15 protein-coding genes are annotated in these 16,897 nt (G+C 54.9%); 11 read left to right on the forward strand and 4 right to left on the reverse strand.

The features are described 5' to 3' along the window. Window positions 1-156 precede the first annotated feature (156 nt). The 6 genes from A0J57_RS23155 to A0J57_RS23180 all read left to right on the forward strand — a co-directional run bounded on the left by A0J57_RS23155 (window position 157) and on the right by A0J57_RS23180 (window position 4,950). Window positions 157-591, forward strand: a complete 435-nt coding sequence (locus A0J57_RS23155; protein ID WP_153017887.1) for a hypothetical protein — start codon at window positions 157-159, stop codon at window positions 589-591. A gap of 49 nt (window positions 592-640) precedes the next feature. After that, entirely contained in the window at window positions 641-997 is a 357-nt protein-coding gene (locus A0J57_RS23160) for a hypothetical protein (protein WP_061940458.1), read from the forward strand. A 121-nt stretch (window positions 998-1,118) separates the two neighbouring features. Then, entirely contained in the window at window positions 1,119-2,621 is a 1,503-nt protein-coding gene (locus tag A0J57_RS23165) for an AAA family ATPase (protein WP_158298537.1), read from the forward strand. A 234-nt stretch (window positions 2,622-2,855) separates the two neighbouring features. Next, complete coding sequence (locus A0J57_RS23170) at window positions 2,856-4,016, forward strand: site-specific integrase (protein WP_061940454.1); 1,161 nt, start codon at window positions 2,856-2,858, stop codon at window positions 4,014-4,016. 85 nt (window positions 4,017-4,101) lie between these two features. Continuing rightward, the gene (locus tag A0J57_RS23175; protein ID WP_061940452.1) at window positions 4,102-4,404 is read left to right on the forward strand and encodes a hypothetical protein; all 303 of its coding nucleotides are present in this window, start codon (window positions 4,102-4,104) and stop codon (window positions 4,402-4,404) included. A gap of 210 nt (window positions 4,405-4,614) precedes the next feature. Then, the gene (locus A0J57_RS23180; protein WP_061940450.1) at window positions 4,615-4,950 is read left to right on the forward strand and encodes a hypothetical protein; all 336 of its coding nucleotides are present in this window, start codon (window positions 4,615-4,617) and stop codon (window positions 4,948-4,950) included. Between the two features lie 181 nt (window positions 4,951-5,131). Here A0J57_RS23180 and A0J57_RS27050 read toward each other — a convergent pair whose 3' ends face one another. The 4 genes from A0J57_RS27050 to A0J57_RS23185 are packed head-to-tail and all read right to left on the reverse strand — an operon-like array spanning window position 5,132 to window position 6,719. Further along, window positions 5,132-5,332 (reverse strand): DUF5818 domain-containing protein, encoded by a 201-nt coding sequence (locus tag A0J57_RS27050; RefSeq protein WP_076605807.1) that lies wholly within the window; start codon window positions 5,330-5,332, stop codon window positions 5,132-5,134. After that, a complete protein-coding gene (locus A0J57_RS25620) occupies window positions 5,332-5,661 on the reverse strand; it encodes an excalibur calcium-binding domain-containing protein (protein WP_328587050.1) in 330 nt (109 codons plus the stop codon). Before A0J57_RS25620 ends, A0J57_RS27050 begins: the two co-directional genes overlap by 1 nt. Continuing rightward, the gene (locus tag A0J57_RS25625; RefSeq protein WP_076605808.1) at window positions 5,652-6,002 is read right to left on the reverse strand and encodes a thermonuclease family protein; all 351 of its coding nucleotides are present in this window, start codon (window positions 6,000-6,002) and stop codon (window positions 5,652-5,654) included. Before A0J57_RS25625 ends, A0J57_RS25620 begins: the two co-directional genes overlap by 10 nt. Before the next feature lie 57 nt (window positions 6,003-6,059). After that, window positions 6,060-6,719 carry a hypothetical protein gene (locus A0J57_RS23185; RefSeq protein ID WP_061940448.1) on the reverse strand — a complete coding sequence of 220 codons (660 nt, stop codon included), beginning with the start codon at window positions 6,717-6,719 and terminating at the stop codon, window positions 6,060-6,062. Window positions 6,720-7,056: 337 nt separating this feature from the next. Between A0J57_RS23185 and A0J57_RS23190 the strand changes: the two genes are divergently transcribed. From A0J57_RS23190 to A0J57_RS23210, 5 genes are all read left to right on the forward strand, one after another. Next, window positions 7,057-9,462: a type I restriction-modification system subunit M gene (locus tag A0J57_RS23190; RefSeq protein ID WP_061940446.1), complete on the forward strand. Its 2,406-nt coding sequence runs from the start codon at window positions 7,057-7,059 to the stop codon at window positions 9,460-9,462. Continuing rightward, entirely contained in the window at window positions 9,459-10,733 is a 1,275-nt protein-coding gene (locus A0J57_RS26720; RefSeq protein ID WP_173664374.1) for a restriction endonuclease subunit S, read from the forward strand. Before A0J57_RS23190 ends, A0J57_RS26720 begins: the two co-directional genes overlap by 4 nt. Before the next feature lie 27 nt (window positions 10,734-10,760). After that, a complete protein-coding gene (locus A0J57_RS23200) occupies window positions 10,761-13,811 on the forward strand; it encodes a type I restriction endonuclease subunit R (RefSeq protein WP_061940442.1) in 3,051 nt (1,016 codons plus the stop codon). Continuing rightward, window positions 13,811-14,518, forward strand: coding sequence for a M48 family metallopeptidase (locus A0J57_RS23205; protein WP_061940440.1), 708 nt, complete (start codon window positions 13,811-13,813; stop codon window positions 14,516-14,518). The genes A0J57_RS23200 and A0J57_RS23205 overlap by 1 nt, the downstream gene beginning before the upstream one ends. 165 nt (window positions 14,519-14,683) lie before the next feature. Then, window positions 14,684-16,849: a DUF262 domain-containing protein gene (locus A0J57_RS23210; protein ID WP_061940438.1), complete on the forward strand. Its 2,166-nt coding sequence runs from the start codon at window positions 14,684-14,686 to the stop codon at window positions 16,847-16,849. Window positions 16,850-16,897 lie beyond the last annotated feature (48 nt).

Consider the following 16,897-nt stretch of genomic DNA (forward strand, 5'->3'; position numbering starts at 1 on the left):
TGAGCCGTCAATGCGGGTTTTGCATAATACGACAACATATTGAAAAACAACAATAAAAACAAGACAATGATCGCGTTGAGAGGGCGGTGCCCTGCAACGTTCTCCCCGCCGCGCCCGGAGAGATCAGGTTAAATGCCAACAGGCGCGCTGGCTTAGTTGAACGAGAGTAAGAGAATGTTCGTTAATATCGATGCCGCGACCCGGCATGTGGAGATGGTCGAGGCATTTGGACTGCCGAAGACGGAAGACCCCCATGATGAAGAGATATTCGGCTGGTACCATGTGACCGATGAGACCCGCTACTGGTCGTATCATCCGGCGACACAGGCCTGGGATGTAAAGATCTGCCGCGACTATGATCGCCGGGATAGCGACGTGAAGTTGGCATCATCGCCCTTCTGGACAGAGGCGGAACGACTGGAGCTTGAGGAGAAGGTCCGGGCGCTAGCTTTCCTCCCAAGGCCTGCCCTCCCAAAGAAGCGCCGTAGGGCACCTAACTACGTGCCGTTCCTCTACGAGGGTTGGCTCTTCAGCTGGAAGTTCGACCGAGATTGGAAGCGGTGGGAAATCGTGCCCTTGGGCCGCAAGTGACCTCAGATTCTCCGGTCAACATCAAATAACTTATTCAGGATCACCCTCTATGAATCTCGCACTCACCACATACCGTCATCGCCTTTCCACCAACGGGCGGACGTATCTGCAGGAATATCTGCGCAGCCACAGCCCGAGCGACACAGCCCGGTTTCACAAAACGCGCGGCGTCGTCGAGGGCGCTGCCATTATGACCTGCATCGCCAACGGCGTGACTGATCGGGACCAGTTGATCGAGACCGCAGCGCGGATCAGCGGCACCAGCATACGGATGCTTAATACCATTTTGCACGAAAACAGCGGTCATGACCCAATGCGCCATCTATGGTTCGAGGAGGTGTCGATCCCCTTTACCAGCCACTTCGCCCTGCATGGTGAGGCCGCGCTGAAGAAGGCCGTCCAGTAATTTAGCAGAGGGCGCTCGGTCAGAGCGGGCGTCCACTTAGGTTCGCGGCTGGCCGGGACGCATGATCCCCCCGCGAAACTGCGGACCTGTCACACCAAAAATCGAACGAAAGGAACTGATCGTGGACCTTACTCCGCCATCTGACGCTATCCCTGTGCCTGCCGACGTTGAGCGGCCGGACCTGATGTTCTGGCGCGACTTCGGCTTCACGCCCGCGCTGGGCACCGAGAACAGTGCATTCTGCCCCGCCGGGCATGACCTGACCGCTACCTTGCCTGATGGTGTGGTTGCCTTCACCGTGCTGCAGGAGAATGCCGGACAACTAGGTCCCGTGCTGGACGGATTTCCGATCATGGAGATGCTGGCCTTCTCCATCGGGCCGCGCAAATTCCGGCTGGCTCGCATCGGTGTTGACTGTCCACGTCTCGATACCACGGGCCTGCCGGAAACAGTCCACTGTCTCCAAGCTGGCGATGTGCTGCCGCTGCCAACCGATCCTGGCAATTATCTGATTAGCTCGCTGGATGCATTGCCACTACTGCCCACGGCGGTGGTTCGTCAGGCTGTTGGCCCAAAGCCCGAACCGGAAGTCGCAAACAGCCCCCTGTTCAGCTATAGCTTGCGGGGAAAGGCCACTGAATTTGAGCGTCGGGCGGTGAAGGAAAGGGCGCTGCTGGGTGACATCTGCCGGACGGGTCAGGTCACGTTCCTGTTTGCTCCACCCAATGCGGGGAAGACGCTCATTACCCTGAACCTGCTGACCGACGCCATCGATGCTGGACGCATCAACCCGAACAATGTCTTTTATATCAATGCGGACGATAGCAGCTCGGGCTTCGCCACCAAAATGCGGCTCATGGACGATCTCGGCGTCCACACGCTCGCGCCGGGGCATAAGGGCTTCAAGTCCCAAAATCTGGTGGAGATCTTTCAGGAGGTGGTTGAACAGGACAAGGCTAGGGGCTGCTTGATCATCATCGATACGGTGAAGAAATTCGCCGACCTGATGCACAAGAGCAGGGCCAGCACCTTCACCGATGCCTGTCGCCAGGTCGCTATGGCGGGCGGTACGGTATTCGGGCTGGGGCACACGACCAAGAACCCCGACAACAACGGAAATTTTCGTTACGCCGGTACTTCCGACACGGTTGATGATTGCGACGCTGCCTACATCATGACGCCAGTGGAAGGGGAGGCCGAGCCGGGCGAAAAGGTTGTGCTGTTCAAGAACATCAAACGGCGCGGCAACAATGCTGTCCAGGTGGCTTATGCCTACGCTGATGAAGGCGACATCAGCTATGACGAACGTCTCGCATCCGTCCGTCTGATCGATCCTGATCAGCTGGGCGAGTTCCAACGGATCGAGGAGGAGCGGTCCGATGCGGAGGTGATTGCCGTCATCAAAGCCTGCATCTCAGAAGGTATCGCCGCGAAGATGGTGTTGGCGAAGGAAGTGGCTCGTCGGGCCAAGATCAGTGGGCGATCTGCCATCCGCACCATTGAAAACTACACCGGCGATGATCCGACCGTTCATCATTGGAACTACGCCATCAAACATCGCGGCGCGAAGCAATTTGCCCTGCTGCCGCCGCCCGAGGCCGAGGAGCTGCCAGTCGCAGCCTGAAGCCAGGATTTAGGTTTTCACCCTCGCGCTGCCCTCAGGGGGAGTGCGGGGCCGTGAAACTGAAATCGTAGCGGGTGGCCCCGGCCGGGGCGCTCCTCCCACGCCAAACCTCTCCACCTCGCCGCCTCTGAGGCACGCCAGCCGTCGATCCGGTCGCGTCTGGTGCTGCCCCCTTGCGCGCCTCTCCCGCCTCCCGGCGATCCTAACGCCGACACATTATACAAGGAAAATACTATGCCTAAGCAAACACTTGACGCCACCTTCTGCCGCCTTGCCGAGTGCAAGCCCGGTAGCAAAAGGACGGACTATTACGACACCACCATTACCGGCTTCGTGCTTGAATGCCGGGCGTCCGGCGGCAAGACCTATTATCTCCGCTATCCCGATCAGCACGGGGATCAGCGTCAGCACAAGATCGCTGGCTATGGGGACGCATCCTTCGACAAGATCAAGAAGGAGGCGCAGCGGCTGCGATCCGAAGTGACGTTAGGGGGCGATCCAGCCGCCAAGCGAGATGAAAAGCGGGCTGTTCCAACCTATGCGGACCTCGCCCAACAGCATCTCGATCATGCCGAGACATACCAGCGTTCGTTCAAGACCACAAAGATGTATGTGAACCGGCACATTCTCCCGCGTTGGGGCAAGGTCCGGCTGTCGGACATATCGCAGCAGGATGTGGCGAAATGGCTGGCCGTGAAAACGGGGGAGGGGCTGGCTCCCGCGACCGTCGAGAAGGTTAGGGTGATCTTCAGCCGATCCTTCGAGCTGGCCCTGCGGTGGAACACTCCGGGCGTCACCAAGAATCCGGTCAAGGGTATTCCCCGCAAGCCCATCAATAATGCGCGGGAACGCTTCTTGAATGCCGCCGAGACGAAACGGCTGATGGCAGCGACTGAGGCTTCCCTTAATCCGCAGCTCAAACATATAGTGGGGCTGTTGCTTCTGACCGGGGCTCGGCTGTCGGAGCTGCTGAAGGCCGAATGGAAGCATGTCGATCTGGAAAAGCGGCAATGGCTGATCCCGACATCCAAGACGGGGAAGGCGCGATATGTGCCGCTCTCTCAGCCGGCGGTCGCAATGCTGGAAGCCGTGCCCCGCTTTGACAAATGCCCTTATGTGCTGCCGAACCCGGAAACTAAACTGCCCTTCGTGTCGATCAAGCACGCATGGCAGACGGCGCGGGATGAAGCGAAGCTGCCGGGACTGAGATTGCACGACCTACGCCACAGCGCAGCCTCCGCGATGGTGAACGCGGGCATCGATCTGTTCGCCGTTGGGCGGGTGCTGGGCCATGCCGATCACAAGTCGACCATGCGCTATTCCCATCTCGCCAATGACACGTTGCTGGCCGCCGTAGAGGCCGGAGCGAAGAAGATGCAACTCAATCGGGCCTGACCGGCCTTACCCCATCCATGTTCTGGCCCAAGCGGCCGGTGCGTGGATGGGGGCCATTTCCTTATATTTTTTCCGGAGATATCTAATGACTGACGCCGAAGTTCTGCCCGACCAAAATTCCGCCAGCGATGCTGATTTATTCAAGCGCCTTCGCGGTCTCATGCGTTCATGCCAATCAGAGGTCGGCAAGCACGACCAAGCCATCATTGTGATCGCCGCGTGCATTGAAGAAGGCTTGGACACTCGGCCTCGGATCGTGGGCGCGATGAAAAAGCTGGGGTTCAATTCAGCGCATGTGGCGATCACATTGAATAAAGCGACTGGCTCTGATCTTGAGCGTCATCGCTGGCGGCTTGATGGGGCCGGCCGTTACAGTCTTTTGAGTTAAGTGAGTTGCCCCATCCCGGCCCGGCTACCTCGAGGTCGGGATGGGGGTGTTCATGATTAGCGCCGCCGCGCTGTGCGCCACAGGGTTGCGATGCTCGTCAGAATAGCCGCTACCCCGAGCAAGAACGAACCATCGATAATGACCATTGCCGACTCCTTTCCTGTCAGGCATGTTCCACATTTGTTCTCATGTAGGAAAGGAGATTCGTTGATGAGCGTGTTGGTCCAGCCGATCCCCGATAGCGTCCGGCTCCGCGTCACAGGGGATGTCGAAACGGTGCTTTCAGTGCCCTATGAGGATGATGACCGCTTTTTGCTTGGATTTAGCGAGGGAACGCTGCTGATCGGCTTTTACGATGATCGGCTAAACTGCAGGTGGGAGGTCGCTCGCGGAGGCGCGGGCATCGTGCAATTCACCAGCGACGGCGTAAGGCTGAATTGGCACGTGGAATGGGCAACTGTGTCGATCTATGATGCTAACATGGCTGAGCCGCCACTTCCGCAGGCCCTGCCACTTTTCCCTGATCTGGATCGTTGGGCGGCTTAAGTTCGGTGCTTCCCGCTTATCAATGCGTCTAACCGGTGAGCGACTTCGCGCCATAGCGCCACGCCCTGGGCTTCGCCTCCAACAGCCAGCTCACCTATCCGCTCAGCGACTTTGACCGGAGCGCGCTCGCCATGTCTGTGCAAAAGCATTGAGGCCATGCCCCATAGCTCTTGGTCGCGGGTCATGCCAGTTCGATACTGTCCACGGCCAGAAGGTCAAAGCCATCTCGGGTGCCCGAAACTCTCACGCGTCTTCCAAAAAGATGCCGGTGACGTTGCAAGATTTCGAGCCGCCACTCGCCGCCATCTGGCACACGCAAGATGGGGAAGGGAGCGTTTTGTAGGAGAACACCTTCTAACTCATGTCGCGTTGGGCGATGCACTACTCACATCCTATTCCGTCGCCGTCGCGATCCAGGTGGCGGCCGTAGCCGGGATCACCCACCCTGACCGGAGCCGCGCCAGCAGCGCGAGCGGCAGAGCAATTAGGGAATGTTCCTCCGCCTGCCAAGAAGGATTGGCGCCGAACAGGTGCCGATGATGCGCGGTGACAGTGATAATCGCCGGTCTTCCGGTTATTGTGACAGCCTTCAGCGTTGAGCCCGCCGGGGTGGGCTTTGGCCATCGGGGTCAGCCACATGAACGAGGCCGCAAAGGCAACCGCAGTTGGCAACCGCGTTAATAAGCTTGGTCGTACGCTGCTCATCGGCATTCTCGCGCCAACTGACTACCTGTGTCCCAACGCTGCACATACACCGCGCGGTTGAGCCGGATCATCTCACAGGCAACATTCCGGCCGCCAGAATAGACGTGCGCCAAGGTGCGTCCAAATCGATCATGCCCGACGCGGCGGATGCTGATTGAACCGCTTAGCAATCGCTGCAAGCTGCGTTTGCTGGCTTGGCCATCGCCGGGAACGCACCTGCGGTAGCTAGGGCAAGCGTGGATTTCGGGTGCATCTATCCCGACTAACCTCAAGCGCTTCCCATCGATGCGCAATGTGTCACCGTCAATCACGGTGAGAGTGGCAGCAAGCAGGAGGCCAGAGAACATGATTATCTTTCAGGCGAAAGGAAGGCGCACCTAATTTGATGCGCCCTCCATTCTCTTTTATTGAGCGTGGTCGCTCGATGATACCGGGGTGACAGCAGGCGAGGTGCCCTGTGACACGACAGGGCCACCAGAAACAACCGCAGCCTGAAGCGGTGCAGGCTGCAACGCATCGGAACGGAACTGAATGGGTTCGGCGGTATGAGCCTTCAATTGCATGCCATTGGGCACCACTGCGGACTTTCCGGTGACGAAACCGCCGAACACGCCCACTGCGAGAACTGTACCAACAGTAGCGGCCGTGTTGCCTTGGCCTTCCTGGCGATGCTTGCCTTCGATTGTGACGCGGCGACCGCCAAGTTCAATCCACTCCATGACCAAGTCCATCTTGGCTGACTTGCCAAACGCACCCTTGCCGGTGCGCCACGTGATTTTGCCCTGCCCACGTGTGCCCTTCGGGATGACGATGTAATTGTTCATCATCACGTCGTAGACCGTGCTGACTGTGAAAACGTCGCCTTCGCGCATGGTCTTGGACGATACATCGCTGTTGGGCGTGACCGTCAGTTCGGTATTGGCTGGCAGGGTCCAGATATTGGAAGCGGGCGCAGGCGCAACGGCCGCCGCAGCCACTATCGGTTGCGATTCAGCTTCCGCTGCATGTGCGGAACCGATCGCCGTCAGTCCCATCGCCGACAGCGCAATTGCCTTGATAAACATCCATTACCCCCTCGAAATAGAATCGGTTCACCCCCGAACCGATCTGAGTAGGTGACTGGCCTACGTGTTGTTCGTCAACGAGAAATGAATCGACACAGATCACGGATGCCGTGGCAGGATTCTACCGGATGGTTGATAACGGCCATTATGTTTGGCCCGTCTTTGCGCGAGCGTACTAACGCAGAGGCGCAATTTGGCCGTTGCTACGCGTGGACGATAATCCAGATCCATTAAGATCGTCAACACGGGCTTGAGCTTTGAAGGAGTTCGTACCAAAACGAAATCAAACCGGGCGCTCAACGGCGACGCGGAGAGATAGTAACAGTTAGAAAGTTTTATGGCGATTAAGAAATCTGAACTTTATGGATCACTCTGGTCAAGTTGCGATGAACTTCGTGGCGGAATGGATGCAAGTCAGTATAAAGACTATGTTCTATCTCTTCTTTTCATAAAATACATTAGCGATAAATACTGCGGCGTTCCTTACGCTCCGATAACGATTCCGCCCGGCGCAGATTTCAAAGCTATGGTTGCGCTAAAAGGTGCGACCGACATCGGCGACCAGATGAACAAGAAAATCATTGCACCGCTTGCCGCTGCCAACGACCAATTAAGTCAAGCCGATTTCCCTGACTTCAACGACGCAGCGAAGCTGGGCGAGGGCAAGGAGAAGGCCGAAAGGCTTTCCAATCTGATCGCCATTTTTGAAAGTCAGGCTCTCGACTTCTCCAAGAATCGGGCTGAAGGCGATGACATTCTTGGCGACGCCTACGAATATCTTATGCGTCACTTCGCTACCGAAAGCGGCAAGAGCAAGGGGCAGTTCTATACCCCGGCGGAGGTCAGCCGCGTGATGGCGCAGATCATTGGCATCCGACAGGCGCAGACCAGCCCGGACACGACGGTCTACGACCCGACCTGCGGCTCCGGTTCCCTGCTTCTCAAGGTCGGGGACGAGGCGATTACCAAGGTTTCGCTCTATGGGCAGGAAAAGGATTCAGCCACAAGCGGTCTGGCCCGTATGAACATGATCCTGCACGACAACCCAACGGCGCAGATCGCTCAGGGCAACACCATCACCGATCCGAAATTCAAGGACGGTGAAACGGTCAAGCAATTCGACTTCGTGGTGGCCAATCCGCCATTCAGCGATAAGCGATGGAGCACGGGGCTAGACCCGCTGCACGACCCGCACACCCGCTTTGCGGGTTTCGGCATCCCGTCCGCGAAGCAAGGCGACTATGCCTATCTGCTGCACATCGTCCGCTGCCTGAAAAGCACGGGTTCTGGCGCGTGCATTCTGCCGCACGGCGTTCTTTTCCGGGGCAACGCGGAAGCCGATATTCGCAAGGCCCTTGTCCGCAAGGGCTACATCAAGGGCATTATCGGCCTTCCGGCCAACCTGTTCTACGGCACAGGCATCCCCGCCTGTATCGTGGTGGTGGACAAGAAGGACGCCCAAGCCCGCAAAGGCATCTTCATGATTGATGCCGCGCAGGGCTTTATGAAGGATGGGCCGAAGAACCGACTGCGCTCTCAGGACATCCACAAGATCGTCGACGCCTTCACCAAGGCGCTCAACATACCGGGCTTTTCGCGCACGGTACCGTTTTCCGAGATCGAGAAGAACGACTTTAATCTCAACCTCCCGCGCTACATCGACAGCCAGAAGGCAGAAGACCGGCAGGACATCGAAGGCCATCTTCGCGGCGGCATCCCGCAATCGGATATCGACGCCCTGAAATCCTATTGGGACGTTTGCCCCAACCTCAAAACCGCGCTGCTGGCCGAATGCCGCCCCGGATACGCCAATCTCACGGTGGATAAGGGCGCGATCAAATCGGCCATCTTTGAACACCCGGAATTCTCTGGATTCATGGATAAGATGGACTCGCATTTTGACGCATGGCGGGTGAAAAATGCCGCCGCATTGAAATCCCTGAAAACTGGCATCCATCCCAAGGATGTGATCGCCGATTTGTCCGAAGGATTGCTGGCCCACTACACCGGCCAACCGCTCATCGACAAATACGACGTCTATCAGCACCTCATGGACTATTGGGCCGAGGTGATGCAGGACGACTGCTACACCATCGCCCTCGATGGGTGGAAAGCAGAAACCTACCGCATCATCGAGAAGGATAAAAAGGGCAAAGAGAAGGACAAGGGTTGGACCTGTGACCTGATCCCGAAGTCCTTCATTGTCGCCCGCTTCTTCGCCGACGAACAGGCGGAGATTGATCGCCTCACGGCGGAACTGGAAGCCGCCAGCGCATCCCTTGCGGAATTGGAGGAAGAACACGGCGGCGACGATGGCGCCTTCGCCGAACTCGACAAGATCAACAAGGTCGCCGTCAATGCGCGATTGAAGGAAATCAAGGGCGACAAGGACGCGGCGGACGAAGCCAAAGTCCTCAAGCAGTGGTTGAAACTCTCCGACGCCGAGGCGGAATTGAAGAAGCAGATGAAGAAGGCCGAAGCGGCCCTCGATGTTGCCGCATACGCCAAATATCCCAAGCTGACCGAAGCCGAGATCAAAACCCTTGTGGTTGATGATAAGTGGATGGCGAAAATAGACGCCGACATTCACGGCGAAATGGACCGGATCAGCCAAGCCCTCGCCCAGCGTGTGGGAGTTCTGGCGGAGCGTTATGAAAGTGCAATGCCGGAGCTGGCCGAACGAGTAGCAAAACTTGAATCCAAAATGGAAGATCACCTCAAAGCGATGGGGTTTGCGTGGTGAGCGTTTTAGCATTGAACGAAAAGAATCCCGCAACAGACAGTTCGGACGTTGGGAAATGCCAGTTCCCAAATGATTGGGAGATTGCCCCTCTTGGGAATTTTTACGACTTCCAAAACGGAGTTAATGCGGATGCGGCTTTGTATGGCAGCGGTGTCCCGTTTGCGAACGTGCTGGAAATTATCACATGCAGCCATTTGGTCGTGAAGCACATCCCCGGACGCATCAGGCTCCATCGAGACGCAATCAGAGGCTTCGGCCTGCGTCGAGGCGATGTCTTGTTTAACCGCACGTCGGAAACTCAAGGCGAGGTGGGACTGGCAGCAGTTTATCTAGATGACAGCGAAGCTGTTTTTGGCGGATTTGTTCTACGCGGGCGTCCGCGTAATGATGCTTTCGATCCCCTTTACGCGGGCTATGCATTCCGCAGTGCGTTCGTTCGCAGTCAAATTGTGTCTAAGGGGCAAGGTGCTGTTCGCGCCAACATCGGGCAATCCGATCTTCGGACTGTCCTCGTGCCAAGACCCAGTGCGACGGAGCAAACAGCAATTGCCGAGGTCCTCTGGGATACCGATGTGCTGATTGAATCTATCGAGCGGCTTGTCGCCAAGAAACGTGCGATCAAGCAAGGCGCGATGCAGGAATTATTGCGCGAGAAACCCGAAGATGAGATTCGGCCACTCAAAGAAATCTCGTATATGAAAGGGCGTATTGGATGGCAGGGCCTCAAACAATCGGAATTTACGAACAATGCGGATGACCCATTTTTAATTACGGGAATGAATTTTAAGGATGGAGAGATTCGTTGGGATGAGGTTTATCACATCCCGATAGGTCGGTATGAGATCGCGCCCGATATACATCTGAAATCCGAAGATTTGCTTATGACAAAAGATGGAACTATCGGGAAAGTTCTTTATGTCGATGAAATTCCCTATCCTTACCAGGCCTCATTAAACAGCCATTTGCTTTTGCTTCGACCAATTAAGGAAAGTTACTATCCAAAGTATCTATATTATCAATTTGGATCTAAGAGATTTAAAGATTTTATTGAAATTAGCAAATCTGGCACAACATTTTTTGGGCTTTCTCAGTCCGCCGCTGGGGAGTATCAGGTGCTATTGCCGCCATTGGAAGAGCAAAAGCGTATTGCTGACAGACTCAGTGATATGGATCATGAGATTCTGATCTTAGAACGAAAACTTCTCAAAACCCGACAGATCAAGCAGGGCCTAATGCAGGAATTGCTAAACGGTAATGTCCGGTTGATCTGATGTTTTACGCAGAGGGGGGCTGCGAAAATGAGCGACTATGTTGGCAAGCCGGAAAAGGTGACCCAGAAGCGGATCATTGGCTTGTTCGAGGGCAAGCTGGGCTATCGCTTTTTGGGCGATTGGATCGACCGACCGAACAATTCCAACATCGACGAAGGCTTGCTGTCCGCCTACCTCAAAGGCGCAGGATATTCCGATGCTCATGTCAGCGCGGCTCTATTCAAGCTGCGCTCCGAGGCGTTCAATACACATCGCTCCCTCTACGACAACAACCGGGCGGTTTATAGCTTGCTGCGCTATGGCGTGGACGTGCAGGTTCAGGCCGGGAAGCCGACCGATACCGTCAAGCTGATAAACTGGCGCGAACCCAAGAAAAACGATTTCGTGATCGTTGAGGAAGTGACCCTCAAGGGCGGGATGGAACGCCGCCCCGACCTCGTTCTATACGTCAACGGTATCGCCATCGGCGTGATCGAGCTGAAAAACAGTCGCGTCACCATCGGCGATGGCATCCGCCAGCTTCTGTCCAACCAGTTGCCCGCATTTAACGCGCCGTTTTTCTCAACCGTGCAGATCGTTTTTGCCGGGAATGATTCCGAAGGTTTGCAATACGGGACCATCGGAACCCCGGAAAAAATGTTCCTGAAATGGAAAGAGGATGAGCAGGACAATACCGGATTCAAGATCGACAAATACCTTGCCAAGCTGTGCCAGAAGGAACGGCTGATCGAATTGATGCACGATTTCGTGCTGTTCGACGGGGGCGTGAAAAAACTGCCCCGCGTGCATCAATATTTCGGGATCAGGGCCGCGCAAGAGAAAGTCCGCAAGCGTGAGGGCGGTATCATCTGGCACACGCAAGGCTCCGGCAAGAGCATCGTCATGGTGCTTTTGGCCAAGTGGATTTTGGAAAATAATCCCAATGCCCGCGTCGCCATCATCACCGACCGTGACGAACTGGATAAGCAGATCAAACGCGTGTTCACCGACGCGGGAGAAGAGATCCACCGCACCAGCAGCGGGCGCGATTTGATGGCAAAATTGGGCGAGGCCAAGCCGCGTCTCTTATGCTCGCTCGTGCATAAGTTTCGACACAAGGATGTTGATGACTTTGACGCCTTCATCCAGGAGATCGAGGCCCAGCCGACAAAATCCGTGGGCGATATATTCGTCCTGGTTGATGAATGCCATCGGACCCAGAGCGGAAAGCTGCATCGTATAATGAAAGCGATGCTACCCAATGCCGTTTTTATCGGCTTCACTGGAACGCCTCTTCTCAAGAAGGACAAGCAATCCAGCCTAGAAGTGTTTGGGACCTACATCCACACATACAAATTTGGCGAAGCCGTAGAGGACGAGGTTGTCCTGGACCTGATTTACGAGGCTCGAGACATTGACCAGCGCCTTGGGTCCGAAGACAAGATCGAGGCTTGGTTTGAGGCCAAGACCAAGGGGCTTAACCACTGGCAGAAGGATGAACTGAAAAAGAAATGGGGCACGATGCAAAGCGTGCTGAGTTCGCGGTCACGCATCGAGCGCGTGGTGAGCGACGTTATTTTCGATTTCAGCGTGAAGCCGCGCCTGTCCAGCCAGCGTGGCAATGCCATTTTGGTGGCTTCCAGCATTTATGAGGCGTGCAAATATTATGAGGCGTTTCAGAAGACCGAACTGAAAGGCCGATGCGCTCTTGTTACATCCTACAATCCCAATGCGCAGGACGTGACCAAAGAGGAAACCGGCGCGAATTCCGATACCGACAAGCAGTATATCTACAATAGCTATACCGAAATGCTGAAAGGCGTCGAAGCCAAGCCCGGTATGACGAAGACCGAGTCCTATGAAGAGGACGCGAAGGACAAGTTCATCAAGCAACCTGCGAATATGAAACTGCTGATCGTTGTCGATAAGCTGCTGACCGGGTTTGATGCCCCATCCTGCACTTATCTCTACATCGACAAGTCAATGCAGGATCATGGCCTGTTTCAGGCTATTTGCCGGACCAACCGGCTAGATGGGGACGACAAGGAATTCGGCTACATCGTCGATTATATGAGTCTTCTCAAAAAGGTCGAAAAGGCGATTGCCGTTTATACGTCCGAAATCGACACCAGCGCGGGCGGAACCGACCCCACGATCCTAATGCAGGATCGCCTTGTGAAAGGGAAGGAACGGCTGGACGAGGCGATGGAGGTTGTCGCCCTCATCTGCGTACCTGTGGAAGAACCGAAGGGCGAACTGCAATACATTCATCATTTTTGCGGCAATACAGAGATCGCCACCGACCTGACCGACCGTGAGCCGCAACGCGCGGCCTTTTACAAGGCTGTGGCCTCGCTGGTCCGCGCCTATGCTGGCATTGCGGATGAAATGGATGAAGCGGGCTATTCCACCGCCGACATTGCGCGGATCAAAAAGGCCGTGCAGGAAGCGGTCGATGTCCGTGATATGATGCGACAAGCTGCTGGTGAGGTGATCGACCTGAAGGCGTATGAAGCGGATATGCGGCATCTGATTGATACCTATATTGAGGCGGATGAACCGCGAACGATTTCACCGTTCGATAATGTGGGCTTGCTCGACCTGATCGTGAAATCAGGCATCGCTGATGCGATTACTCAGCAATTGGGCAGCATGAAGGACCGGGAATCGGCAGCCGAGGCGATCGAAAACAACGTCCGTAGCAAGATCGTGAAGGAGCATCTGAACGATCCGGCCTATTACGACAAGATTTCTGCCCTTTTGGATGAGATCATCAAGGTCCGGAAGGCGAAGGCAATCGATTACGAACAGTATTTGCAACAAATTGGCGATCTGATCGGTAATCTTGCGCAGGGTAAGGGTGATTCCACTCCGCCCACGTTGAACACGCCCGGTAAGCGCGCCCTGTTCAATAACCTTGGCGAGAATGAAGACCTCGCTCTCCAGATAGATAATGCGGTAAAAGCCAATCGCCCGGACGGCTGGCGCGGCGTTGAACCCAAAGAGCGCACGATCAAGGCTGCAATGTATGCAATTCTTAACGATGTGGACGAAGTTGAGCGGCTTTTCACTATCATCAAATCGCAGGCGGAGTATTGATGCACACCGAACTGGACATCGGTGGAATATTAGTTGATGTTATCTTCAAGGATATCAAAAACGTCCATTTGAGCGTTTACCCGCCTACAGGACGCGTGCACATTTCTGCGCCGCATAGGATGAGCGTTGAGAATGTACGCCTGTTCGCTATTTCCAAAATCGGCTGGATCAGGAAGCATCAGGTCAAGATCCAGGAACAGCCGAGGGAAACCCCGCGCGAATATCTGGAGCGCGAAAGCCATTATGTTTGGGGGCGTCGATACCTGCTGACGATCCAGGAAGGCGGCGCAAAAGTCGCTGTGTCGCTTGGCGTCCGCACGCTGGAATTGACGGTGCCGCAGGGGGCGTCACCTGCCGCGAGGGAAGGGGCCTTATCTGAATGGTATCGGGTGGAACTACGCAAGCGCGCCGCCCCCCTACTGGCGAAATGGGCGAAGCAGCTTCATGTCGAACTAAGCAGCTTTTTCATCCAGCGCATGAAAACGAAGTGGGGCAGTAGCAATGCCATGCGGAAGACCGTGCGACTGAATCTCGAATTGGCAAAATTTCCGCCGGAGTGCCTCGATTACATAGCTCTCCACGAAATCGCCCATTTTGTTGTGCCTAACCACGGCGAAGGATTCGTTACCTTGCTTGACCGTCATATGCCAGGCTGGCGTACGATCCGAGATCGCTTGAACGACGGGCCTCTGCCGCCATTCGGTTAGGTCGAATTCGGAGTGCCTTGTGCAAGTCGTTGCTAATTTGCGCTATCACCGCCTCAGGGAGAGCGAAGACGGAAATCGGATAACAGCTAACATATTGTTTGGTTAAGCATTTGGCCGTAGTCGGCTCGGTGTTTTTATCGATGAACGCATTTCGGGGAACGTTCTGTGAAAATTTCGGCGGCGTTGGAAAAAATTGATGAGTTTCAGCTGTTTGTTCCCGCCTTCCAGCGAGAGTATGTTTGGAAACGAGATGATGCCAAACAACTCATCGACTCGCTAATCAAAGAATACCCGACCGGAACAATGCTCACGTGGGAAACTGCGAACCCACCGGAGTTGAAGGGACCTCGCAAATATAGCGCAGAGCAGGGTGCTGTACGCATTTTGCTGGACGGTCAACAGCGCATTACCACGCTTTATATGCTGGTCCGTGGTGAAATACCGCCCTATTATACGTCTGCTGAAATTCTTCATGATACGCGAGGTCTATACGTCAATGTCGAGACCTTAGAGCTGGCCTACTTTTCTAAAACTAAAATGGAGAAAGATCCCCGTTGGCAGAATATCACTGATATCTTTCAGCGGAAGATCCGTGCCAAGGACATTGTGCGCGAACTAGAAGCCAAGGGTGAAACGGTCACTCGTGAGCGTGATGACATCATGGATGACAATACGAGGGCGATTGAGAACATCCTAGACCGTGAATTTCCCGAGCAGACCATCCCTGTCCGGGCGAGCGTTCGCGAAGCAATCGACATCTTCTATAAGGTCAATGCAAGTGGAGTGTCGCTGACCGATGCTGAACTCGCGCTCGCGCAGATTTCTGGCTATTGGCCGGAAGCTAGGGACGTGTTCAAGAAGAAGCTGAAAAATCTGGCAGAGAAAGGTTTCGTCTTAAAGCTGGACTTCGTCGTCTATGTTCTTCTCGGTTGTCTCTATCATCTTGGTTCAGAGATGAAAAAACTGCACGATGCCGATAATAACGAGAAAATGCGTGCGACTTGGAAGCTTCTTGATGATCAGATTTTGGATTACGTCGCTAGCGTTATGCGTTCGCGTGCCTTTGTTGATCACACGGATGAAATAAACTCTGTCTATGCTCTGGTTCCGATCATTGTTTATTGTTTCAATAAGGGCGGAAAGCATTTAACCGACACAGAAATTCGTAAGCTTGTCAAATGGTTCTATTACTCTCAGGTCAGGACGCGCTACGTTAGTCAGCTGCCCCAGAAGCTTGATCGCGATCTGCGTATCATCAAGGATTCTGATATCCCATTTGACGAGTTGCTTGCGGTCATTGACGAGGAGCGTCGGCTGGAAATTACCCCTGATGAGTTTGTTGGGCGTTCAATTTCTCACCCGCTTTTCGGCCTGCTGCGCTGGTATCTCAAAAGCCAGAATGCCGTCTGCTTCACAACCGGCGTTGCACTTCGGCAAGCGATGGGCAGAAAATATGCGCTCGAAAACGATCATATTTTCCCGTACTCGAAACTGAAGGCGAAGGGCTATGGCCAAGAAAATCGCCTGAAGTATTCTCTGGCGCAGGAGTTAACGAACCGCGCGATCCTTACTCAGATTGCCAATCGTGCCAAAGGTGCAATGGATGCCAAAGCGTATTTGGCCGACGTTCAGGCCCGCTTCCCGGACGCCCTCGCCCTGCAATGTGTGCCCGAAGACACCTCGGTGTGGGAAATCGAAAACTATGAGGCTTTCCTTCAGGAGCGGCGCGCCGTGCTGGCGTCAAAGCTGAACGACTTTCTGACCGGCATTACGGATACAAGGCCGCCGGAAGCGGCTATCACGCTCGAAGAGCTCATTGCAGAGGGTGAGGACGATGAATTGGAGTTTAAGTCGTCTCTCCGTTGGGATATGGTCGAGCAAATTCTGAATAAGAAACTGGAGGATGTGGTGGTGAAAACCGTCACCGCTTTCGCCAACAGCCAAGGCGGGACGCTTCTCATTGGTGTAAAGGACGATGGCGAGATATTGGGCCTAGCACCCGATTATCTTTCGCTCGGAGGTGCCGATCGCGATAAGTTCGAGCTGCACCTCCGAAATCTGTTGAACTCCAGTTTGGGAGCCGCTTTTGTGACCAATAAGGTCAAGATCGGTTTCCCAGAAGTTATGGAGACCGAGATTTGCAAAATCGACGTGCAACCTTCGAGCAAACCTTTCATCCTGAAGGTGAAGGATAAAAATGGCACGCTGCAGGATAAATTCTATGTCCGCAGCGGCAACTCATCGCAGGAGATTTCGTTGTCAGAGATGCCCGCTTATCTAACCCGCCTTATTCACCAAAAGTGTCCTGAAGGGTTGGCGGGAGTGGCGTAAGCCTCTGATCTGAATTAGGAACTGGGTGTCTAAGCCGAACCTGCCGCA

The sequence above is a fragment of the Sphingobium sp. 22B genome, assembly GCF_001580035.1.
Taxonomy (GTDB): Bacteria; Pseudomonadota; Alphaproteobacteria; order Sphingomonadales; family Sphingomonadaceae; genus Sphingobium; species Sphingobium fuliginis.